The 16,833-nt window shown below is 69.7% G+C and carries 19 protein-coding genes and 1 riboswitch; of the genes, 11 read left to right on the forward strand and 8 right to left on the reverse strand.

Annotation, left to right across the window (positions count from 1 at the left end):
• The first annotated feature begins 86 nt into the window (after positions 1–86).
• The 3 genes from hisIE to ACI8U3_RS04650 all read left to right on the forward strand — a co-directional run bounded on the left by hisIE (position 87) and on the right by ACI8U3_RS04650 (position 2,755).
• Complete coding sequence (gene hisIE / locus ACI8U3_RS04640; protein ID WP_415013782.1) at positions 87–689, forward strand: bifunctional phosphoribosyl-AMP cyclohydrolase/phosphoribosyl-ATP diphosphatase HisIE; 603 nt, start codon at positions 87–89, stop codon at positions 687–689.
• A 108-nt stretch (positions 690–797) separates the two neighbouring features.
• Positions 798–2,192, forward strand: coding sequence for a threonine synthase (gene thrC, locus ACI8U3_RS04645; protein ID WP_415013698.1), 1,395 nt, complete (start codon positions 798–800; stop codon positions 2,190–2,192).
• A gap of 122 nt (positions 2,193–2,314) precedes the next feature.
• Complete coding sequence (locus ACI8U3_RS04650; protein WP_415013699.1) at positions 2,315–2,755, forward strand: hypothetical protein; 441 nt, start codon at positions 2,315–2,317, stop codon at positions 2,753–2,755.
• 66 nt (positions 2,756–2,821) lie between these two features.
• Here ACI8U3_RS04650 and ACI8U3_RS04655 read toward each other — a convergent pair whose 3' ends face one another.
• The 3 genes from ACI8U3_RS04655 to ACI8U3_RS04665 all read right to left on the reverse strand — a co-directional run bounded on the left by ACI8U3_RS04655 (position 2,822) and on the right by ACI8U3_RS04665 (position 5,733).
• Complete coding sequence (locus ACI8U3_RS04655; RefSeq protein WP_415013700.1) at positions 2,822–3,787, reverse strand: homoserine kinase; 966 nt, start codon at positions 3,785–3,787, stop codon at positions 2,822–2,824.
• On the reverse strand, positions 3,788–5,515 hold the full coding sequence (locus ACI8U3_RS04660) for a homoserine dehydrogenase (RefSeq protein ID WP_415013701.1): 1,728 nt from the start codon (positions 5,513–5,515) through the stop codon (positions 3,788–3,790).
• 83 nt (positions 5,516–5,598) lie between these two features.
• The gene (locus ACI8U3_RS04665) at positions 5,599–5,733 is read right to left on the reverse strand and encodes a hypothetical protein (RefSeq protein ID WP_415013702.1); all 135 of its coding nucleotides are present in this window, start codon (positions 5,731–5,733) and stop codon (positions 5,599–5,601) included.
• A gap of 193 nt (positions 5,734–5,926) precedes the next feature.
• A riboswitch (SAM riboswitch) is annotated at positions 5,927–6,038 on the forward strand.
• Positions 6,039–6,116: 78 nt separating this feature from the next.
• On the opposite strand from ACI8U3_RS04665, the gene metX reads away from it, so the two are divergent.
• Both metX and metB read left to right on the forward strand, forming a co-directional pair.
• The gene (gene metX, locus ACI8U3_RS04670) at positions 6,117–7,172 is read left to right on the forward strand and encodes a homoserine O-succinyltransferase MetX (RefSeq protein ID WP_415013703.1); all 1,056 of its coding nucleotides are present in this window, start codon (positions 6,117–6,119) and stop codon (positions 7,170–7,172) included.
• 3 nt (positions 7,173–7,175) lie between these two features.
• Positions 7,176–8,369 carry a cystathionine gamma-synthase gene (gene metB, locus ACI8U3_RS04675; protein ID WP_415013704.1) on the forward strand — a complete coding sequence of 398 codons (1,194 nt, stop codon included), beginning with the start codon at positions 7,176–7,178 and terminating at the stop codon, positions 8,367–8,369.
• A gap of 198 nt (positions 8,370–8,567) precedes the next feature.
• Here the strand turns inward: metB and ACI8U3_RS04680 are convergent, their stop codons facing one another.
• From ACI8U3_RS04680 to ACI8U3_RS04700, 5 genes are read right to left on the reverse strand one after another with little or no spacing between them, the layout of a single operon-like run.
• Positions 8,568–9,533, reverse strand: a complete 966-nt coding sequence (locus tag ACI8U3_RS04680) for a WD40 repeat domain-containing protein (protein WP_415013705.1) — start codon at positions 9,531–9,533, stop codon at positions 8,568–8,570.
• Positions 9,530–9,958 carry a DUF1330 domain-containing protein gene (locus ACI8U3_RS04685; protein ID WP_415013706.1) on the reverse strand — a complete coding sequence of 143 codons (429 nt, stop codon included), beginning with the start codon at positions 9,956–9,958 and terminating at the stop codon, positions 9,530–9,532. The genes ACI8U3_RS04680 and ACI8U3_RS04685 overlap by 4 nt, the downstream gene beginning before the upstream one ends.
• Positions 9,946–11,025: a CobW family GTP-binding protein gene (locus ACI8U3_RS04690; RefSeq protein WP_415013707.1), complete on the reverse strand. Its 1,080-nt coding sequence runs from the start codon at positions 11,023–11,025 to the stop codon at positions 9,946–9,948. The genes ACI8U3_RS04685 and ACI8U3_RS04690 overlap by 13 nt, the downstream gene beginning before the upstream one ends.
• 42 nt (positions 11,026–11,067) lie before the next feature.
• A complete protein-coding gene (locus ACI8U3_RS04695; protein WP_415013708.1) occupies positions 11,068–11,991 on the reverse strand; it encodes a cation diffusion facilitator family transporter in 924 nt (307 codons plus the stop codon).
• A 9-nt stretch (positions 11,992–12,000) separates the two neighbouring features.
• On the reverse strand, positions 12,001–12,648 hold the full coding sequence (locus tag ACI8U3_RS04700; protein WP_415013709.1) for a hypothetical protein: 648 nt from the start codon (positions 12,646–12,648) through the stop codon (positions 12,001–12,003).
• 146 nt (positions 12,649–12,794) lie between these two features.
• Here ACI8U3_RS04700 and ACI8U3_RS04705 point away from each other — a divergent pair, with 146 nt between their 5' ends.
• The 6 genes from ACI8U3_RS04705 to ACI8U3_RS04730 all read left to right on the forward strand — a co-directional run bounded on the left by ACI8U3_RS04705 (position 12,795) and on the right by ACI8U3_RS04730 (position 16,833).
• A complete protein-coding gene (locus ACI8U3_RS04705) occupies positions 12,795–13,646 on the forward strand; it encodes an ion transporter (RefSeq protein ID WP_415013710.1) in 852 nt (283 codons plus the stop codon).
• A gap of 132 nt (positions 13,647–13,778) precedes the next feature.
• Positions 13,779–14,369, forward strand: a complete 591-nt coding sequence (gene rplU / locus ACI8U3_RS04710) for a 50S ribosomal protein L21 (RefSeq protein WP_415013711.1) — start codon at positions 13,779–13,781, stop codon at positions 14,367–14,369.
• Between the two features lie 110 nt (positions 14,370–14,479).
• Positions 14,480–14,755 carry a 50S ribosomal protein L27 gene (gene rpmA / locus ACI8U3_RS04715; protein ID WP_415013712.1) on the forward strand — a complete coding sequence of 92 codons (276 nt, stop codon included), beginning with the start codon at positions 14,480–14,482 and terminating at the stop codon, positions 14,753–14,755.
• Between the two features lie 171 nt (positions 14,756–14,926).
• Positions 14,927–15,460, forward strand: coding sequence for a GNAT family N-acetyltransferase (locus ACI8U3_RS04720; protein WP_415013713.1), 534 nt, complete (start codon positions 14,927–14,929; stop codon positions 15,458–15,460).
• Positions 15,461–15,526: 66 nt separating this feature from the next.
• Entirely contained in the window at positions 15,527–16,417 is an 891-nt protein-coding gene (gene rsmI / locus ACI8U3_RS04725) for a 16S rRNA (cytidine(1402)-2'-O)-methyltransferase (RefSeq protein ID WP_415013714.1), read from the forward strand.
• A complete protein-coding gene (locus ACI8U3_RS04730) occupies positions 16,417–16,833 on the forward strand; it encodes a YraN family protein (RefSeq protein ID WP_415013715.1) in 417 nt (138 codons plus the stop codon). Before rsmI ends, ACI8U3_RS04730 begins: the two co-directional genes overlap by 1 nt.

Genomic DNA, 16,833 nt, shown 5'->3' on the forward strand with positions numbered 1-16,833 from the left:
ACGATCGAGATTGGTATGTGCAAATTCACCCAGATTCAGCCTTACGACCTGGATCCCGGCCTTCGCCGGGATGAGCGGAGACTATGATGCTCGACCCAAAGCAACTCGACTTCGAAAAAGGCGGCGGGCTGATCGCGGCGGTGGTGCAGGACGCCGCGACCCTGCAGGTGCTGATGCTGGCCTTCATGGACCGGGCGGCGCTGGACGAGACGTTGTCGAGCGGCGAGGCCACCTTCTTCTCCCGCTCGCGCGGCGGGCGCTGGCGCAAGGGCGAGACCTCCGGCGATCGGCTGAAAGTCGTCTCCGTCACCCCCGACTGCGACGGCGACGCGGTGCTGGTGCGGGTCGAGCCGGTGGGGAACGCCTGCCACCTGAACCGGGTCAGCTGCTTCGGCGACGAGGACGCCCCGGGTCTGGGCCGTCTGGCCCGGCTTGAGCAAACCATCGCCGCTCGCGCCGACGCCGATCCGTCCGAAAGCTGGACCGCCAAACTGCTGGCGTCCGGCCCCAAGCGCATCGCCCAGAAGGTGGGCGAGGAAGGCGTCGAAACCGCGCTGGCCGGCGCCGCCGGCGACGAGGCCGAACTGGCCAGCGAGGCGGCCGATCTGGTCTATCACCTGCTGGTGCTGCTCAAGGCGCGCGGCCTGTCGCTTCAGGACGTGCTGGATGTGCTGGAGAGCCGCGCCTGAGGGCAATTTCCTGCCGCGAACTCTCATTTGCGGTGGCCACAACAGCACGAATTTTCTAGGCTTTACCCTGTCGTCGTCGCCTTCCGGCAGCGGCGGCAGGGGATCGCCATGAACTATGTCAGCACCCGGGGCGGGGCCGCTCCGACCACCTTCCGCGACGCGCTGCTGCGGGGCATGGCGCCCGACGGCGGGCTCTACATGCCCGAAAGCTGGCCGAACCTGAGCGCGGGCGACATCCGCGCCGCCGCCGCCCGTCCCTACGCCGATCTGGCCGCCGACATTCTGGGCGTGTTCGCGGGCGACTCCCTGCCCCCCGCCGCCGTGCGCGCCGCTGCTGACCGGCTGACCGGGACCTTCCATCACGCGGCCATCACGCCGCTGGTCCAGCTGGAGCCGAACCTGTGGGTGCTGGAGCTGTTCCACGGCCCCACCGCCGCCTTCAAGGATCTGGCCATGCAGATGATGGCGGTCCTGACCGACGCCGCTCTGGAAGGCACCGGCCAAAGACTACTGCTGCTGACGGCCACCAGCGGCGACACCGGCGCCGCCGCCGTGCGCGCCTTCGCCGGGGCGAAGTCCGTGGATCTGGCCGTGCTGCATCCGCTGGACCGGGTCTCGCCGGTCCAGCGTCGCCAGATGACCACGGTGGACGCGCCCAATGTGCTGAATCTGGCGGTGCGCGGCGACTTCGACGACTGCCAGCGGCTGGTGAAGGCCATCCTGGCCGACGAGACCCTGCGCGAGGGCCGCAGGGTCAGTTCGGTCAACTCCATCAACTGGGGCCGGCTGGCGGGTCAGGTCCCCTACTACGTCGCCGCCGCATCGGCGCTGGGCGCCCCGCACGTGACGCCCCGCTTCGTGGTGCCCACGGGCAATTTCGGCGACGCCTTCGCCGGATGGGTCGCGCGCGCCATGGGGGTTCCCCTGACCCTGACCGCCGCGGTCAACCGCAACGACGCCCTGGCCCGCGCCCTCAACCACGGCCGCTATGAGCGCACCGCCGCCAACCCCACCGCCAGCGTCAGCATGGACGTGCAGGCGCCCTCCAATTTCGAGCGGCTGCTGTTCGAGGCCACGGGCCGCGATGCGGACGCCACGCGCGGGTTCTTCGAGACCTTCGCCCGCGACGGCGCCGTGGATATCGCGCCCGATTTGCTGGCCGCCCTGCGCGCCCATGCATCCGCCGTGTCCATCGACGAGGACCGCACCCGCGCCGAGATCGCCCATGCGTGGAAGGCGTATGGCCGGGTCATCTGCCCCCACACCGCCGTGGCGCTGGCCGCCGCGCGGGACATGGCGCGCGAGGGCGGGCCGGTGGTCGCCCTGTCCACGGCCCATCCGGCCAAATTCCCCGAGAGCGTCGCGCCGGTGCTGGGCTTCGAGCCCCCGGTCCCGCCCGCCCTGGCCGCCCTCACCGGCGGCAAGGAGCGCCTGACCGTCATCGACGCCGATCTGGATCAGGCGCTGGGGGCGGTGAAGGCCCTTCAGGGGAGGTCCTCATAAAATCGCTGAGGCCAAGAGGCCGCTCATCGGCAGGCAGTCCATGTGGGCTCGCGACTCATAGCTGACGTTCGGCTTACGGCTGCTAAGGTGATCGTCGCATCAACACCGCGTGGACAAGTTAGATGAGCATAGCCTCCATAGCGCTGGCTTTCGCCCTTCTCGGGCAGCTTCAGTCGGATGATGGAGTGATCCTCGCCATAAGCGATGACACTGCTTTTGTGTTGCCGCTCTCGAGCCTTCGCCGCACGGGTCAAGCGACGTTCGCCACGCTAGTCAGCATCTATCCCGAAACAGGCGAGGATTGGGAGGAAGTGCGTCGGGACACAGCGGTCGAGATCAACTGCTCGACGGTCCAATGGCGCGTCATGGGGGAAAGACAAATAGCCCGAGACGGCACTGTCAGGTCGACGGAAGAGGGAGCTGAGGGATGGGAGCAAGTCCCCGCCACCTACCCACCTGCTGCAGCATTGAAGGCCATTGCCTGCGATGACCTCGATGTGTCGTCATCCACGTTGACCGACTGGCAAAGCAGGCTCCCAGAAATCAGGGCGGCGCTGCAATAGTCGACGTCTCCCTTCTCGTTGGCTGCTGCCCTTCGGCGCGTCTGCTGCCCGGCAAAGCGTCCTGCGTCAGACCGTCGCCAACCCGTAGTCCGCCGGGCTCGTCGCGCGGTGGAAGGCGATGCGGGCGAAGAACGGGGCCGGGTCCTTGGGCGTCACCAGCCAGTCGGGGTCGTGGAACAGCTGGTCGTGCAGCCGCGTCAGGGTGAAGCGCACCGCCGAGGCCGCGCCGAGCACCGGCAGGGCTTCGACCTCCGCCCGCTCCAGCCGCCGCCCCTGCTCATAGCCGCGCAGGAACGCAGACAGCACCGCCTCGTCCGGGCGTCCTTCGGCGTCAAAGCCCCAGGCGTTCAGGGCGATGGCCAGGTCCCAGACCCAGGCGCCCACATGGGCGAAATAGAAGTCGATCACGCCGCCGGGCCGGTCGCCTTCGTACAGGACGTTGTCGGGGAAATAGTCGGCATGGATGGCGCCTGACGGCAGCCCGTCGGGCAGAAGCGGCTCCAGCCGGTCCAGTTCGGCCACCAGCGCCTCCAGCATCCGCCGGCTGTCGCCCGCGGCCCGGTGATCGCATTTCTCCGCCAGCAGCCGCCACTGGGCCGGGCCCACGGGGTTGGGCCGCCGCCCGGCGAAGTCCGCCGCCTTCAGGTGCAGGTCCGCCAGCAGCCGCCCGCCTGCTGTGGCCTGGACGACCGTGGGCGTGTGCAGCCCGGCGCCCTGCAGCCACTGGATCACCGCCGCGGGGCGTCCGTTCAATCGCCCGATCCAGTCGCCCGAAACACCGCGCACCGGCCTCGGCGCCGCGAAACCCGCGTCCGCCAGATGGTCGGTCAGGCCCAGGCAGAACGGCAGCCCCGCCTCGTCGGTGCGCCACTCGAACAGGGTCAGCACATGGCGCCCGCCCGCCGTTTCGATGCGGTAGTTGGTGTTCTCCACCCCCTCGGCGATGGGCGCGATCTCGCTCAGCGCGCCGAGCCCGTAATCCGCGATGAAGGCGCGGGCCTGATCCGGCGTGACGGGGGTGAAGACGGCCATTCAGAGACCCTGGCGAATTCGCACGATGTCGGAAAGGTCCGCCAGCACGCTTTCAGCCGTGGCCCAACGTCCGGCGCCGCGTCCCTTGCAGGTCCACACGCGGCCGTCCTGGCCATAGACCTTGAGCGCGTTACGCTCGCCCTTCAGGTCGTGGAACACCGGGTCCAGATCGGACTCCAGCGCCACCCGGGCCTCCAGCTTGCCTGCCTTCGCATGGCAGGCGCCGATCTGGCGCACGCCCCGGCGGCCCAGCGGCGCGTCGGGGGAGAGGGCTTCCAGCGGCAGATCATCGGGCGCCTCGCCGAAGGCCTCATAGGCCAGCAACCGCACCTTGGCGGCGGAATCCAGACCTTCCAGATCGGCGGACGGGTCCTCTTCCGCAAAGCCCGCCGCGCGCGCCGCCGACAGGGCGTCGTCGAAGGCGTCGCCCTCGGCCAGCCGCTCCAGCATGAAGTTGACCGTGCCGTTCAGCACCGCCTCGAACCCGGCCACAGGCCCGGCCGCGCGGGCCAGACGCAGGGTCTCGATCATGGGCGAGCCGCCGCCCACCGCCGCCGAATAGGCCAGCCGCGCGCCCGTGCCCCAGGCCAGATCATTGAGGCCGGCCGGGTCGATGCTGATGGCCTGCTTGTTGGCGCTGACCACGTCCAGACCCTTGTCCAGGGCCGCGCGGATCAGGTCGTGCCCGGCCTGCCCCTCGGACATGGCCTCCAGCACCACATGGGGCTTGCTGGCCAGAAGGTCGTCCTGCGCGGCGGTGAACAGCTCGGCCGGACAGGCGAAGTCGCGCGGCTTCTTCGGATCGCGCACCAGCACGCTGACGACCTCGAAGCGCGGGTCGTTCAGCAGCCGCTTGAGCAGGCCGCCGCCCACCACGCCGGCGCCGGCCACGGCCACGCGAACGGGCTGATAGGGTTTGGCCGGATGGGGCGCGTCCTCGGCGTCGCCCACCACCGTGGCGGCGGCGCGGCCCAGGGCGGCCACCTCGATCTCCACCCCCCGGGCCTGGCCCAGGTCGATGGCGTCGCGCTGGACCAGCGATCCGCCCAGACGCCGCGCCGTGTCCCAGCTCGCCCGGTCATAGCGCAGGGCGCCGTCGGCGTTGTTGGGGTCGCGGTCGTAGAGGCCGTCCACATCCTTGACCAGCCGCACCGTCTTCAGCCCCAGCTCGGCGGCGAGGAAGGCGGCGGTCAGGTCCGTGCCGCCCCGTCCCAGCAGCACCACCCGCCCCTCGCCCGTCACCGCGCCGAAGCCGGGGACCACCACCACCTCATGGTCCTCCAGCGCCTGGCGCAGCCGCGCGTCGTCCAGCGATCGCGGATGGGCGTGCTCCGGCTCGCCCTCGGCCACGAGGCCCAGCTCGCGCACCGTCAGGGAGACGGCGTCCAGACCGACCCGGTCACAGGCCAGGGCGGTCAGGGCCGCCGCCTGCTCCTCGCCCTGCACCACATATGCGGGCGCCAGCAGGTTCTCGTGGGGCAGACCCAGCTCGCGGGCATGACCCAACAGGCGGTCCGTCTCTCCACCGAAGGCCGAGACCACCGCCACCACGCGGCGGCCCTGACGCACATGGCCGTAGATCTCGGACGCCGCGTTCGGCGTGTCTTCCGGTCCATGCAGCACCGAGCTGCCGAACTTCAGCACCACCACCTCGCGGCCGCCTGCCAAGGCGGGGCGGGGCGCCGGTTTGAGCTTGTCTTCGGGTTTGAGAAGGACGGCGACGGACATGGTGTGGACCTCGGAAATGCAAAAACCCGCCTCGGGCGACCGGGGCGGGTGGTGGGTTGATGCGAACCTGACCTGGCTGCGCGCTAACCGTTCCCCGCCCGGGTGGGCATGGTGGTGGTGGTGGCCATAATGGTCGTACCGAAGCCGCCGGACACGGGTCCGCCCTGACGTCCGGAGACGGTCATGGAGGCGATCAACAGGGGCGTGACGTGGGACACCAGAACGGGTCTTTCGAGCTTCGGTTGGCGGCGAACCTGACCGATGAGCCGCCGGGCGTCAACCCCGTATCGGTGAAATAGTGTGCTGAAACACCGCTATGCGCAATGAACGTTCCATGACATCCAGATATGCGTTGGAAATGGGGATGATTATTTCGCTTGACGAAGCCGTGAGCTTTCCGCAGGATTTCCGGGCTCATCAAGACCGGTCGAGGGATAGGCCCTTTGACGCCGGGGCAACCTCGGGCTTCCGCCCGAAAGGTGCCAACTCCTGCGAGAGCCTTCGGGTTCGCGAGAGATGAGTGGAAGCCCCGTTCCATAAGGGCTCCACGGTCTGTCAGCAGCAGTCTCGATGAGCGGGACGATGCGAGACGACCGAGACCATGACAACCGCCCTGGCCGAAAAGACGACCCTCGACACTGAACCGCAGTGTCTGCCCGCGCGCAAATCCATTGCGCCGATGCAGCGTGCGCGCGACATCATCGTGTCCATTCCCGCCGATTTCCGACTGGCCTCCGGGGAAGCCTTGGCCGATCCGGTGATCCGCGCCCGGCTGCAGGGCCGCCCCGGCGCCCCGCTGGTGATCGTGGCCGGCGGCATCTCCAGCGGCCGGTTCGTGCACCGCACCGAGACCAACGGCTCGGGCTGGTGGTCCGGCGCCGTGACGGCCGGCGGCCCTATCGATCTGGACCGCTTTCAGGTTCTGGCCTTCGACTTCGCCCCCGACGGTCCCACCGCGCCCGCCACGCCCCTGACCGTCACCACCGGCGATCAGGCCCGTCTGCTGGCCCTGCTGCTGGACCATCTGGAGGCGCCGCGCGCCGCCGCCTTCGTGGGCTGCTCCTACGGCGGCATGGTGGGTCTGGCCTTCGCCGAAGCCTTCCCCGAGCGGCTGGGCCAGTTGGTGGTGATCTCCGCCGCCCACCGCCCCCATCCCCTGGCCACCGCCTGGCGCGGAGTCCAGCGCCGCATCCTGCAGCTGGCGATGGAGGCCGGACGGCCTGAGGATGGGGTGGCGCTGGCCCGCGAGCTGTCCATGACCACCTACCGCACGCCCGAGGAACTGGACGCCCGCTTCGACACCGTGGCGCCGGAGCGCGCCGGCGGCCGCTATCCGGTGTGCGACTATCTGGGCGCGCGGGGGCGGGCCTATCCGGCGGTGATGACCGCCTCGCGCTGGCTGACCCTGTCGGACTCCATCGACCGCCACACGATCACGCCCGAGGCCATCACGACGCCCGCCACCCTGATCGGTTTCACCAGCGACCGGCTGGTTCCCATCGACGACATGCGCGAGCTGGCTGCCCGCCTTCCCAACCTGTTCCGCCTCGTTGAGGCGCCCTCCCTCTACGGCCACGACGCCTTCCTCAAGGAAGACGCCTTCGTCGCCGACGTGCTGACCACCGCCCTGAACGACATCGACCCCAAAGAGTCCTGACCCATGACCGCTTCCCACCGCCCCGCCGATCCCCGCACCATCGCCGCGCGCACCGGCGTCGATCAGGACTCGGCCCACGGCTCGGTCATGCCGCCGCTGTACCTGTCGTCCAACTATTCGTTCGCCGGGTTCGACCAGAAGCGGCAGTACGACTACAGCCGCTCGGGCAATCCGACCCGCGACGTGCTGGCCGAGACGCTCGCCGAGCTGGAAGGCGGCGCGGGCGCGGTTGTGGTTTCCACCGGCATGGCGGCGGTGGATCTGGCCTTCTGTTCGCTGGAGCCGGGCGACCTGCTGATCGCGCCCCACGACTGTTACGGCGGCACCCATCGGCTGCTGTGCGCCCGCGCCCGCAAGGGCCATTTCGAGGTGGCCTTCGTCGACCAGGGCGACCCCGAGGCGCTGGAGGCCGCCCTGGCGCTGAAGCCCAAGCTGGTGTTTGTGGAGACGCCGTCCAACCCGCTGATGCGGGTGGTGGACGTGGCCGACATCTGCCGCCGCGCCCACGCCGCCGGGGCCAAGGTGGTGGCCGACAACACCTTCCTGTCCCCCGCCCTGCAACAGCCCATCAAGCTGGGCGCGGACTTCGTGGTCCACTCGACCACCAAATATATCAACGGCCACTCCGACGTGGTGGGCGGGGCCGTGATCGCGGCCGACCCGGCGGACCACGAGGCCCTGTGCTGGTGGGCCAACTGCACCGGGGTGACGGGCTCGCCGTTCGACGCCTATCTGACCCTGCGCGGGGTGCGCACCCTGTTCGCCCGCATCGAGCGGCAGCAGGCCACCGCCGGCGCCGTGGCCCACTTCCTGGACGCCCACCCGGCGGTCAAGGCCGTGCACTGGCCCGGCCTGAAATCCCACCCCGGCCACGCCCTGGCCGCGCGCCAGCAGACCGGCCCCGGCGCCATGCTGTCATTCGAGCTGAACGGCGACGTGGACGCCGTCCGCGCCCTGGTCGAGGGGCTGGAGATCTTCACCCTGGCCGAGTCCCTGGGCGGCGTCGAAAGCCTGATCGCCCACCCGGCCACCATGACCCACGCCGCCATGACCCCCGAAGCGCGCCGGACCGCGGGCATCACCGAGGGCCTGCTGCGGCTGTCCGTGGGTCTGGAGCATCAGGACGACCTGATCGCCGACCTGTCGCGGGCGCTGGAGGCGGTGACGGTGGCGACCTCTGAGCGGGCGGCGGCGTGACCCACATCCGCTCATCCCGGCGAAGGCCGGGATCCAGATGGCGGACGCGGTGGTCTGGGGCCGAGGCGCGCCAGGACGTCCAGCTATGGAGCCATATGATCTGGATCCCGGCCTTCGCCGGGGTGAGCGGCGTAATGGGACCGTCCCGTCCCGGCTCGCGCCTGTCGGCGCGTCCGGGATGACAAGGGGGAGGGAAAATCAGATCCCAGCCACCCCCGCCTCGCCGTCCTCGTCGGCCCAGGCCACCCGGGTTCCGTCCGCGCTCATGGCCAGGGCGGCGATCGGGGCGCCGCGGTCGGCGCGAATGTAATTGAGGCCCTGGGCTGCGGGCTCGGCGACCCAGACCCGGCCGTCGGACAGGCCCGCGGCCAGCTTCGCGTGATCCAGGGCGGCGGCGACCAGAACCACCTGGGACCCGGCGTCATAGCCGATCTCGGTGGCTTCCTTGCCCATGGGGCCGTTCGACCCGACGAACGGCCAGAGCACGGTTCCCTGCGCGCCCGATGTGGCCAACAGCGCCCCCTTGGACAGGAAGGCCATGGCCCGCACCTTGGACGGGTAACCGCCCATGCGCATGTCCTTGGAGTCCTTCAGCCGCCAACCGTGCAGCTGGGCGTCCTGCATGGTGGAGACGACGAAATTACCGTCGGGCGTAAAGGTCACGCCGGTGTGCGACCCGGCCCATTTCATGAAGGTGGGCTTCTGCTTTTCGATGCGCGCGAACCAAAGGGCGACGCCGCCGTAGGTGGAGGCGGCCAGCCGGCGTCCCTTGGGATCGAAAGCCAGACCCGAGACGGTGCGCTCATGCTCGAAGGTGCGCCGGAAGGCCGGGTCCTTCACGTCCAGAACCGTCACCGTGCGCCCGGCGGAAAAGGCGATCAGGCCCGAGGCGGGCGCCGTCGCCACCGCATCGATCCAGGCGCCTTTCGACACCGCCAGTTCGCCCGCGTCCTCGCGCCGGCTCCACACCAGACGGCCGTCGTCGCCGCCGGTGACCACGCCCTCGCCGGAAGGATGGATGGCGGCGGACAGCACCGGGCCGTCGTGAGCGTCGATGCGCTCGCCGGTGTCGAACCGCACCGCCCCGTCGCCGAGGGCGAAGACGGCGCCTTGCCCGTCGAACAGGGCGGCGGTGGGCTGGGCGTCGAAGGAGAACTGGCTCATCGGCCCGGCTCGCCGCACCGGATCAGGCGCGAATCCGCCACGCCCGCCTGACGGTGGACCACGGCGGCCTGATAGTCGGGGTCCTTCAGCATGGCGATGAAGGCGGCGCCGGTGGGATAGCGGGCGATGAAGGCCAGATCCCAGTTCTCGTCGCGCGGACCGATCACGGTCAGGTCGGGCGCCCCGGCCCAGATCTGCTCGCCGCCGGCCCGTTCGAAGGGGGCGGCCGCCTCGCGGCGGTACCGGCCATAGGCGTCCTTGCCGCTGATCTCCTCGCCGATCAACGGGTGCGCCGCCGGATAGACGGCGCGCGGGCGATAGCGGATCAGGTTCAGCATCATGATCGGCCGATCGTCGGGCAACTCGCGAAACGCGGCCAGGGCGTCGCGGGCGGGGTCCACGAACTCGGCCATCATGCGGCGCATCCCTCGAACCCGGCCCTCAGCGCCGCCTCGTCCAGATCGCGGCCGATGAAGACCGCACGGCTCCAGCGCCGCTCCTTTTCACCCCAGGGCTTCTGCAGGTCGCCCTCAAGGATCATGTGGACGGCCTGGAACACCAGCCGCCGGTCTTCGCCTGCCACCTCGATGATGCCCTTGGCGCGCAGGATGTCCTGGCCCTTGGTGGCCAGCAGCTCGTCCAGCCAGCGGGTGAACTTCGCCCCGTCGATGGGCCGGTCCAGCGACAGGCTGATCCCCCGGATGTCGTCGCCGTGGTCGTGACCGCGCGGGCCATGGCCGTGGTCATGATCATGGTGGTCGTGTTCGTGGCTGTGATCATGGTCGTGATCATGGCCGCAGTGGTCGTCGTGCACATGGCCCGGCTCGCCGTGGGCCGGGTTGGCGAAGGCGGGGCGGATGTCGGTGATGCGCTCCAGATCGAAGCCGCCCAGCCCCAGCACCTTGTCCAGCGGCACGTCGGCGCGCTGGGCCCGCATCACCGGGGCGATGGGGTTCAGGGCGCGCAGACGGGCCTCGATGGCCACAAGCTGCGCCTCGTCCACCAGATCGGTCTTGTTCAGGATGATGCGGTCGGCGAAGGCGATCTGCTCGCGCGCCTCGCGGGAGTCGTCCAGCCGCGCCATGATGTGCAGGGCGTCGGCCAGGGCCGTGACGCTGTCCAGCCGGGTCTTCTCGCGCACCTCGTCGTCCACGAAGAAGGTCTGGGCCACCGGGCCGGGATCAGCCAGGCCGGTGGTCTCGACGATGATGGCGTCGAAGGCGGGCTTTCCGGGCCGCTGCCGCTTCATCAGGCCCGAGACCACCCGGATCAGGTCGCCGCGCACAGTGCAGCAGACGCAGCCGTTGTTCATCTCGAACACGTCCTCGTCGGCGCCGACCACCAGATCGTTGTCGATGCCGATCTCGCCGAACTCGTTGACGATCACGGCGTAACGCTTGCCGTGGTCCTCGGTCAGGATGCGGTTGAGCAGGGTGGTCTTGCCGGCGCCGAGGTATCCGGTCAGCACGGTCACGGGTGTCTTGTCGGTCATAGGCGCCAGATGGCGCCTGAACGGCCCGTTGCCAAGGGCGGATCAGCAGTCGGGGCAGTCGGCCTGGGCCGCATCCTCGATCTGGAAGGTGGTGTGGCCGATGCCCATCTGGCGGGCCAGGCGCTGGGCGCGGGTCAGCAGGTCGCCGGGCGCGTCGTCGCTGCGCACCAGATGGGCGGTCAGGGCGGCGTCGGTGGTGCTGAGGCCCCAGACATGCAGATCATGCACCGCCGTCACGCCGGGCAGGTCCAGCAGCGCGCGGCGCACCGCCTCCACCTGGATGCCCGCGGGCGCCGCGTCCAGCGCCAGATTGAGGGAGTCCTTGAGCAGGCCCCAGGTGGACCAAAGGATCACCACCACGATCACCAGGCTGATGATCGGGTCGATCAGGGCGACGCCCGTGAACAGGATCAGGACGCCCGCCGCCACAACCCCCAGCGACACCGCCGCGTCGGCCATCATGTGCAGATAGGCCCCGCGCACGTTCAGATCCTTGTGCTGGTCCTTCAGGAACAGCAGGGCGGTGGCCAGATTGATGACAAAGCCGATGCCCGCCACGGCGATAATCCAGCCCGAGGCCACCGGCTGCGGATTGATCAGCCGCTCCACCGCCTCCCAGCCGATCCAGGCGCAGGCCACCAGCAGCAGGATGGCGTTGCCAAGGGCCGCCAGCACCGTGCCCTTGCGGTAACCGTAGGTGCGCGGCCCGCTGGCCGCACGTCGCGCCAGCCAGGCGGCGCCGCCCGCCAGCGCCAGCCCCAGCACGTCCGACAGATTGTGCCCGGCGTCAGCCATCAGGGCGGTGGAGCCGCTGATGATCCCGGCGCCGAACTCGGCCATCACGAAACCCAGGTTCAGGGTCAGCCCGACCAGATAGCGCCAGTCGCCGGTATCCACCGGGCCGTGATCATGGCCGTGGGCGTACCCGTGTCCATGCCCATGATGATGGTGGTGGTCGTGCGCCATCTGTGGACGCTAGAGCGGACCGAAGGCCACGAGAAGGCCCAGAATGATCATGGCCGCGCCCAGGATGGCGCCCTCAAACCGCGCCAGCCGCTCCAGTCGCAGCAGCGACGCGCCCATGAAGGCGGCGCCGGTCAGGATCACCATGCCGAGAATGGTCCCCACGGCGAAGGCCAGGGTCAGCAGGATCAGGCCGTGCAGCCCGTGCTGGGCGCCGGACAGATAGAGCGGCAGCAGAACCTCGCCCGGCGACAGGGCCAGCAAGGCCATGAGGCCCAGAAAGGCTGCGCGGTCCGACACCGCCCGCCCCGGCTCGGCGCGCGCTGCGGTGTTCCGCGCCCGAAACGCCCGCACCAGATAATAGGCCCCGAACCCGAACATCATGATCGCCGCCAGCCACGGCAGCACGCCGGCCAGCCGCTCCTCCAGCGCCAGCCCCGCCATGACGATCAGGCCGCCGATGATCGCAGTGGAGATCACATGCACCACGCCCGCCAGGGCCGCGGCGCCCAGGACCATGCGCCCGCGCCATTCCTGTGCGCGCCCCACCAGCACGAACGGCAGCCAGTGGGTCGGCAGGGCCGCGTGCAGGAAGGCGGCCACGAACCCGCCCCAGATCAGGGGCTCCAGCAGGGTGTCGACGGGGGTGGGAACGATCATCGCCGCGCCCCATAGCGCGTTATTCTGTAACGCACGACCCCTGATCCACGGGCCGTCTCGCCGCAGGGCGCGTGGACGGCTGGATTTCCCTTGCAGGCCGGGCCACATGAGGCGTCACGCCAACCGCCAAGCCATGGACGCCGCCCTTGCAAGCCTTGCGCGCCCTTCTCGCCTCCCGCCGCACCGAACAGGTCATCACGGCCCTGATCGTGCTCAATGCAATCATCCTGGGGCTGGAAACCAGCGATGCGGTCATGGCGGCCGCCGGCGGCTGGCTGCTGTGGGCCGACCGCATCCTGCTCGGCGTATTTGTGGTCGAGATCGCGGCGCGGCTGGTCGTGCACCGGCTGGCCTTCTTCCGCGATCCGTGGAGCCTGTTCGATTTCGTGGTGGTCGGCGTCGCCCTTGTGCCGGCCACGGGCGCCTTCTCGGTGCTGCGGGCCCTGCGCGTGCTCAGGGTGCTGCGTCTGATCACCGTGGCGCCGTCGCTGAAACGGGTCGTGGCCGCCCTGATCTCGGCCCTGCCCGGCATGGGGGCCATCGTCATGCTGCTGGGGCTGGTCTTCTATGTGTCGTCGGTGATGGCCACCATGCTGTTCGGCGAACAGTTCCCCCAGTGGTTCGGAAGCCTGGGGGCCTCGGCCTATTCCCTTTTCCAGATCATGACGCTGGAAAGCTGGTCCATGGGCATCGTACGGCCGGTGATGGAGGTTTACCCTTGGGCCTGGGCCTTCTTCGTGCCGTTCATCCTGGCCACCGCCTTCACCATGCTGAACCTGTTCATCGGGGTAGTGGTGAACGCCATGCAGGAAGAGCACGACGAGCTTCTGAAAGCCGAGCACGAGGAAGTGGAGGCGCAACTGCGTCAGGCCGCCGCCGAACGCGAGCAAGCCCGCGTCGAAGCGGCGACCGAGGCGAAGGCCATGACCCGGGAGCTCAAGGCCATGCGCGCCGAGATGGCCGAACTGCGCCGTCTTCTGGCGGGCAAGACGGGCTGAGGCGCGGGAAAACACCCGCCTCGCCCCGGTTTCGCGTTGACTCAAACGGGCCTGTCCGTATATGTCGCCGCTCTTCGCCCGCAGGGTCACCTCGCGGGCGCACATCTTTTTGCGTTCCAGCCGAGGCTTAACATGTACGCGGTGATCAAAACCGGCGGCAAGCAATACCGGGTCCAACCGGGTGACGTGATCGTGGTCGAGAAGCTCGACGGCGACGCGGGCTCTGACGTCAAGTTCGGCGAAGTCATGATGCTGGGCGGCGACAAGGGCGTGACCCTGGGCGCCCCGCTCATCAAGGGCGCCTCCGTGGCGGCGACGCTGGTGGAGACCCGCAAGGGTGAGAAGATCAAGATCTTCAAGAAAATCCGCCGTCAGGGCTATCGCCGCACCAACGGCCATCGCCAGATGGAAAGCGTGCTGCGCATCACCGGCATCGAAGGCGACGGCCAGTCGGCCAAGTGGGACGGCAAGGCCGAGGTTCTGACCAAGGCTGAAATGAACGCCCGCGCCCGCGGCCTGGCCCCGCGCGTCGAGGCCGAGCCGAAGAAGGCCCCCAAGGCCAAGGCTGAAGCCGCTCCGGCCGAAACCGCCGAAGCGCCCGCCAAGAAGGCTCCGGCCCAAAAGGCTCCGGCCAAGAAGGCCGACGCCCCCAAGGCTGAAGCCAAGGCCCCGGCCAAGAAGGCGCCCGCCAAGAAGGCCGCGCCCAAGGCCGACAAGGAATAATCCGCTCGGGTGGCCCGCAGGCCGCCTGGACACTATTATAGAGACACACGCTCAAGCAGCGAGGGACCGCGTCCCGAGCGTTAGCGCACTAAGGAAGACGGAGCAGACCCATGGCTCACAAGAAATCCGGCGGTTCGTCGCGTAACGGTCGCGACTCTGAGTCCAAGCGCCTCGGCGTGAAGAAGTTCGGCGGCGAGCGCGTGCTGGCCGGCAACATCATCATCCGCCAGCGCGGCACCAAGTGGCACCCCGGCGACAACGTCGGCCTGGGCCGCGACCACACCATTTTCGCCCTCGTACAGGGCGCCGTGAAATTCACCACCAAGCGTGGCGGGCGTTGCTACGTCTCCGTGCTTCCGGCCGGTGAGGCCATGGCCGCCGAATAGGCGCGAATTCCAGGAAATCTCCCGGATCGCGCTGGCCAGAACAGCAGCGATCCGGACCAGGGAAATATTCCGCGGGGAGTCTGGATCGACCAGGCTCCCTTTTTCGTTTCCCCGCCTCGAGAGACCGGTCCGAGCCCTCCAAGGAGACCGGCGTGAGTTGAGGCTTCGCCCATGTGCGTCATAGAAACCTCCCCCGTCATCGAGACGCGGCGACTGGCCCTGCGCGCGCCCGGCGCCCACGACGTCCCCCGCATCGCCCAGCTGGGCGGCGATCCCGACATCGCCCGCATGACCTGCCGCATGCCCAATCCGTTCCGCACCGAGGACGCGGAGGCCTTCGTCATGAACGTGGCCATGCAGGACCCGCGCCGGGCCAACACCTTCGTCATCGAGCACGAGGACCACGGCCCCGTCGGGGTGCTGGGCTTGTTCCACGACAAGGACCGTGCGCCCGAGATGGGCTACTGGATCGGCAAGCCCTTCTGGGGCCGGGGCCTGGCCACCGAGGCGGCCCAGGGCGCGCTCGCCTGGGCCAGGGGGCGCTGGAGCAAGAAGGCGGTGGTCGCGGGCCACTTCGCCGACAATCCGGCGTCAGGCCGCGTGCTGGAGAAGGCCGGCTTTCTCTACACCGGCGAGACCCGCCGCCAGTTCAGCCGCGCCCGCAACGCCGAGGTGGACACCCGCATGATGCTCTGGCTGGCCTGAACCGGATCAGGCGGAGACCGCGCTGTTCCGCTTGAGCCGGATCGCGGTCGCTGGCACGGTCGGGGGATGACGGATCCCTCGACGGCCTCCCCCTTTCCGCCCATGGCGCCGCCGCCCCGGCCGGTGCAGCCGGGCCTGTACTTGGTCTCGACGCCCATCGGGAACCTGCGCGACATCACCTTGCGGGCGCTGGATGTGCTGAAGGCGGCCGACCTGATTCTGGCCGAGGACACCCGTGTCACAGGCAAGCTGCTGTCCGCCTATGGCCTGAAGGCCCGGCTGGAGCGGTGCGACGACCATGCCTCTGAACGGGCCGCCGGGGGCGCGGTGGAGCGGGTGCGCGAGGGCCAGGTGGTGGCGCTGGTGTCGGACGCCGGCACGCCCATGGTCTCGGACCCCGGCTTCGTGGTGGCCCGGGCCATGATCGCGGCGGGCCTGCCGGTGCACCCGGTGCCCGGCCCGTCCAGCCTGCTGGCGGCGCTGGCGGTGGCGGGCCTGCCCGCCGACCGGGTGCTGTTCGCCGGCTTCCTGCCCGCCAAGAGCGGCCAGCGGCGCACGGCGCTGGAGGCGCTGAAACCCATCCGCGCCACCCTGGTCTTCTTCGAAAGCGGGCCGCGTCTGGCGGGCAGTCTGGCCGACATGGCCGCCGTGTTGGGCCCCCGCCCCGCCGCCGTGGCCCGGGAGCTGACCAAGCTGTACGAGGAGTGCGTGCGCGGCGATCTGGTCCAGCTGGCCGCCAAGCCGCAGCTGGACGGCCCGCGCGGCGAACTGGTGGTGGTGATCGGCCCCGGCGAAATGGAACAGGCCAGCGAGGCCGACGCTGACGCGGCGCTGGTGGACGCCCTGAAACGGGCCGGGCCCGCCGACGCGGCCTCGGAAGTGTCCAAGGCTTTGGACCTTCCCAGAAAGATTCTCTACCGGCGCGCCCTGGCGCTGCAGGGCAAGGATCCGGCCTGATGCGGCCGCCGCCCGCTCCAGCCCGCGCGAAGGCGCCGTGGCGGGTCGGGCTGGGCGCCAAGGCGCACAAGGCGGGGCACGCGGCCGAATGGCTGGCGGCGGCGCTGCTGATGGCCAAGGGCTATCAGGTGCTGGGGTTTCGCCTGAAAAGCCGGGCGGGCGAGATCGACCTGCTGGCCCGGCGCGGGAAGGTGCTGGCGGTGGTGGAGGTCAAGCGGCGCGCCACCATCGAGCAGGCCCTGACCTGCCTGAGCGAAACCCAGAAGTCGCGCCTGATGGCGGCGGGCCGGGCGGTGGCGCGAAACCGGCCCTCGCTCAAGCATCTGTCATTGCGGCTGGACATGGTGGCGCTGGCCCCCGGGCGCTTTCCCCGTCATGTTCGGGGTCTGTCGCAAGACACCCTGAGACGATCATGA

It is taken from the genome of Brevundimonas sp. (assembly GCF_047617075.1).
In the GTDB taxonomy this organism is placed as follows: domain Bacteria; phylum Pseudomonadota; class Alphaproteobacteria; order Caulobacterales; family Caulobacteraceae; genus Brevundimonas.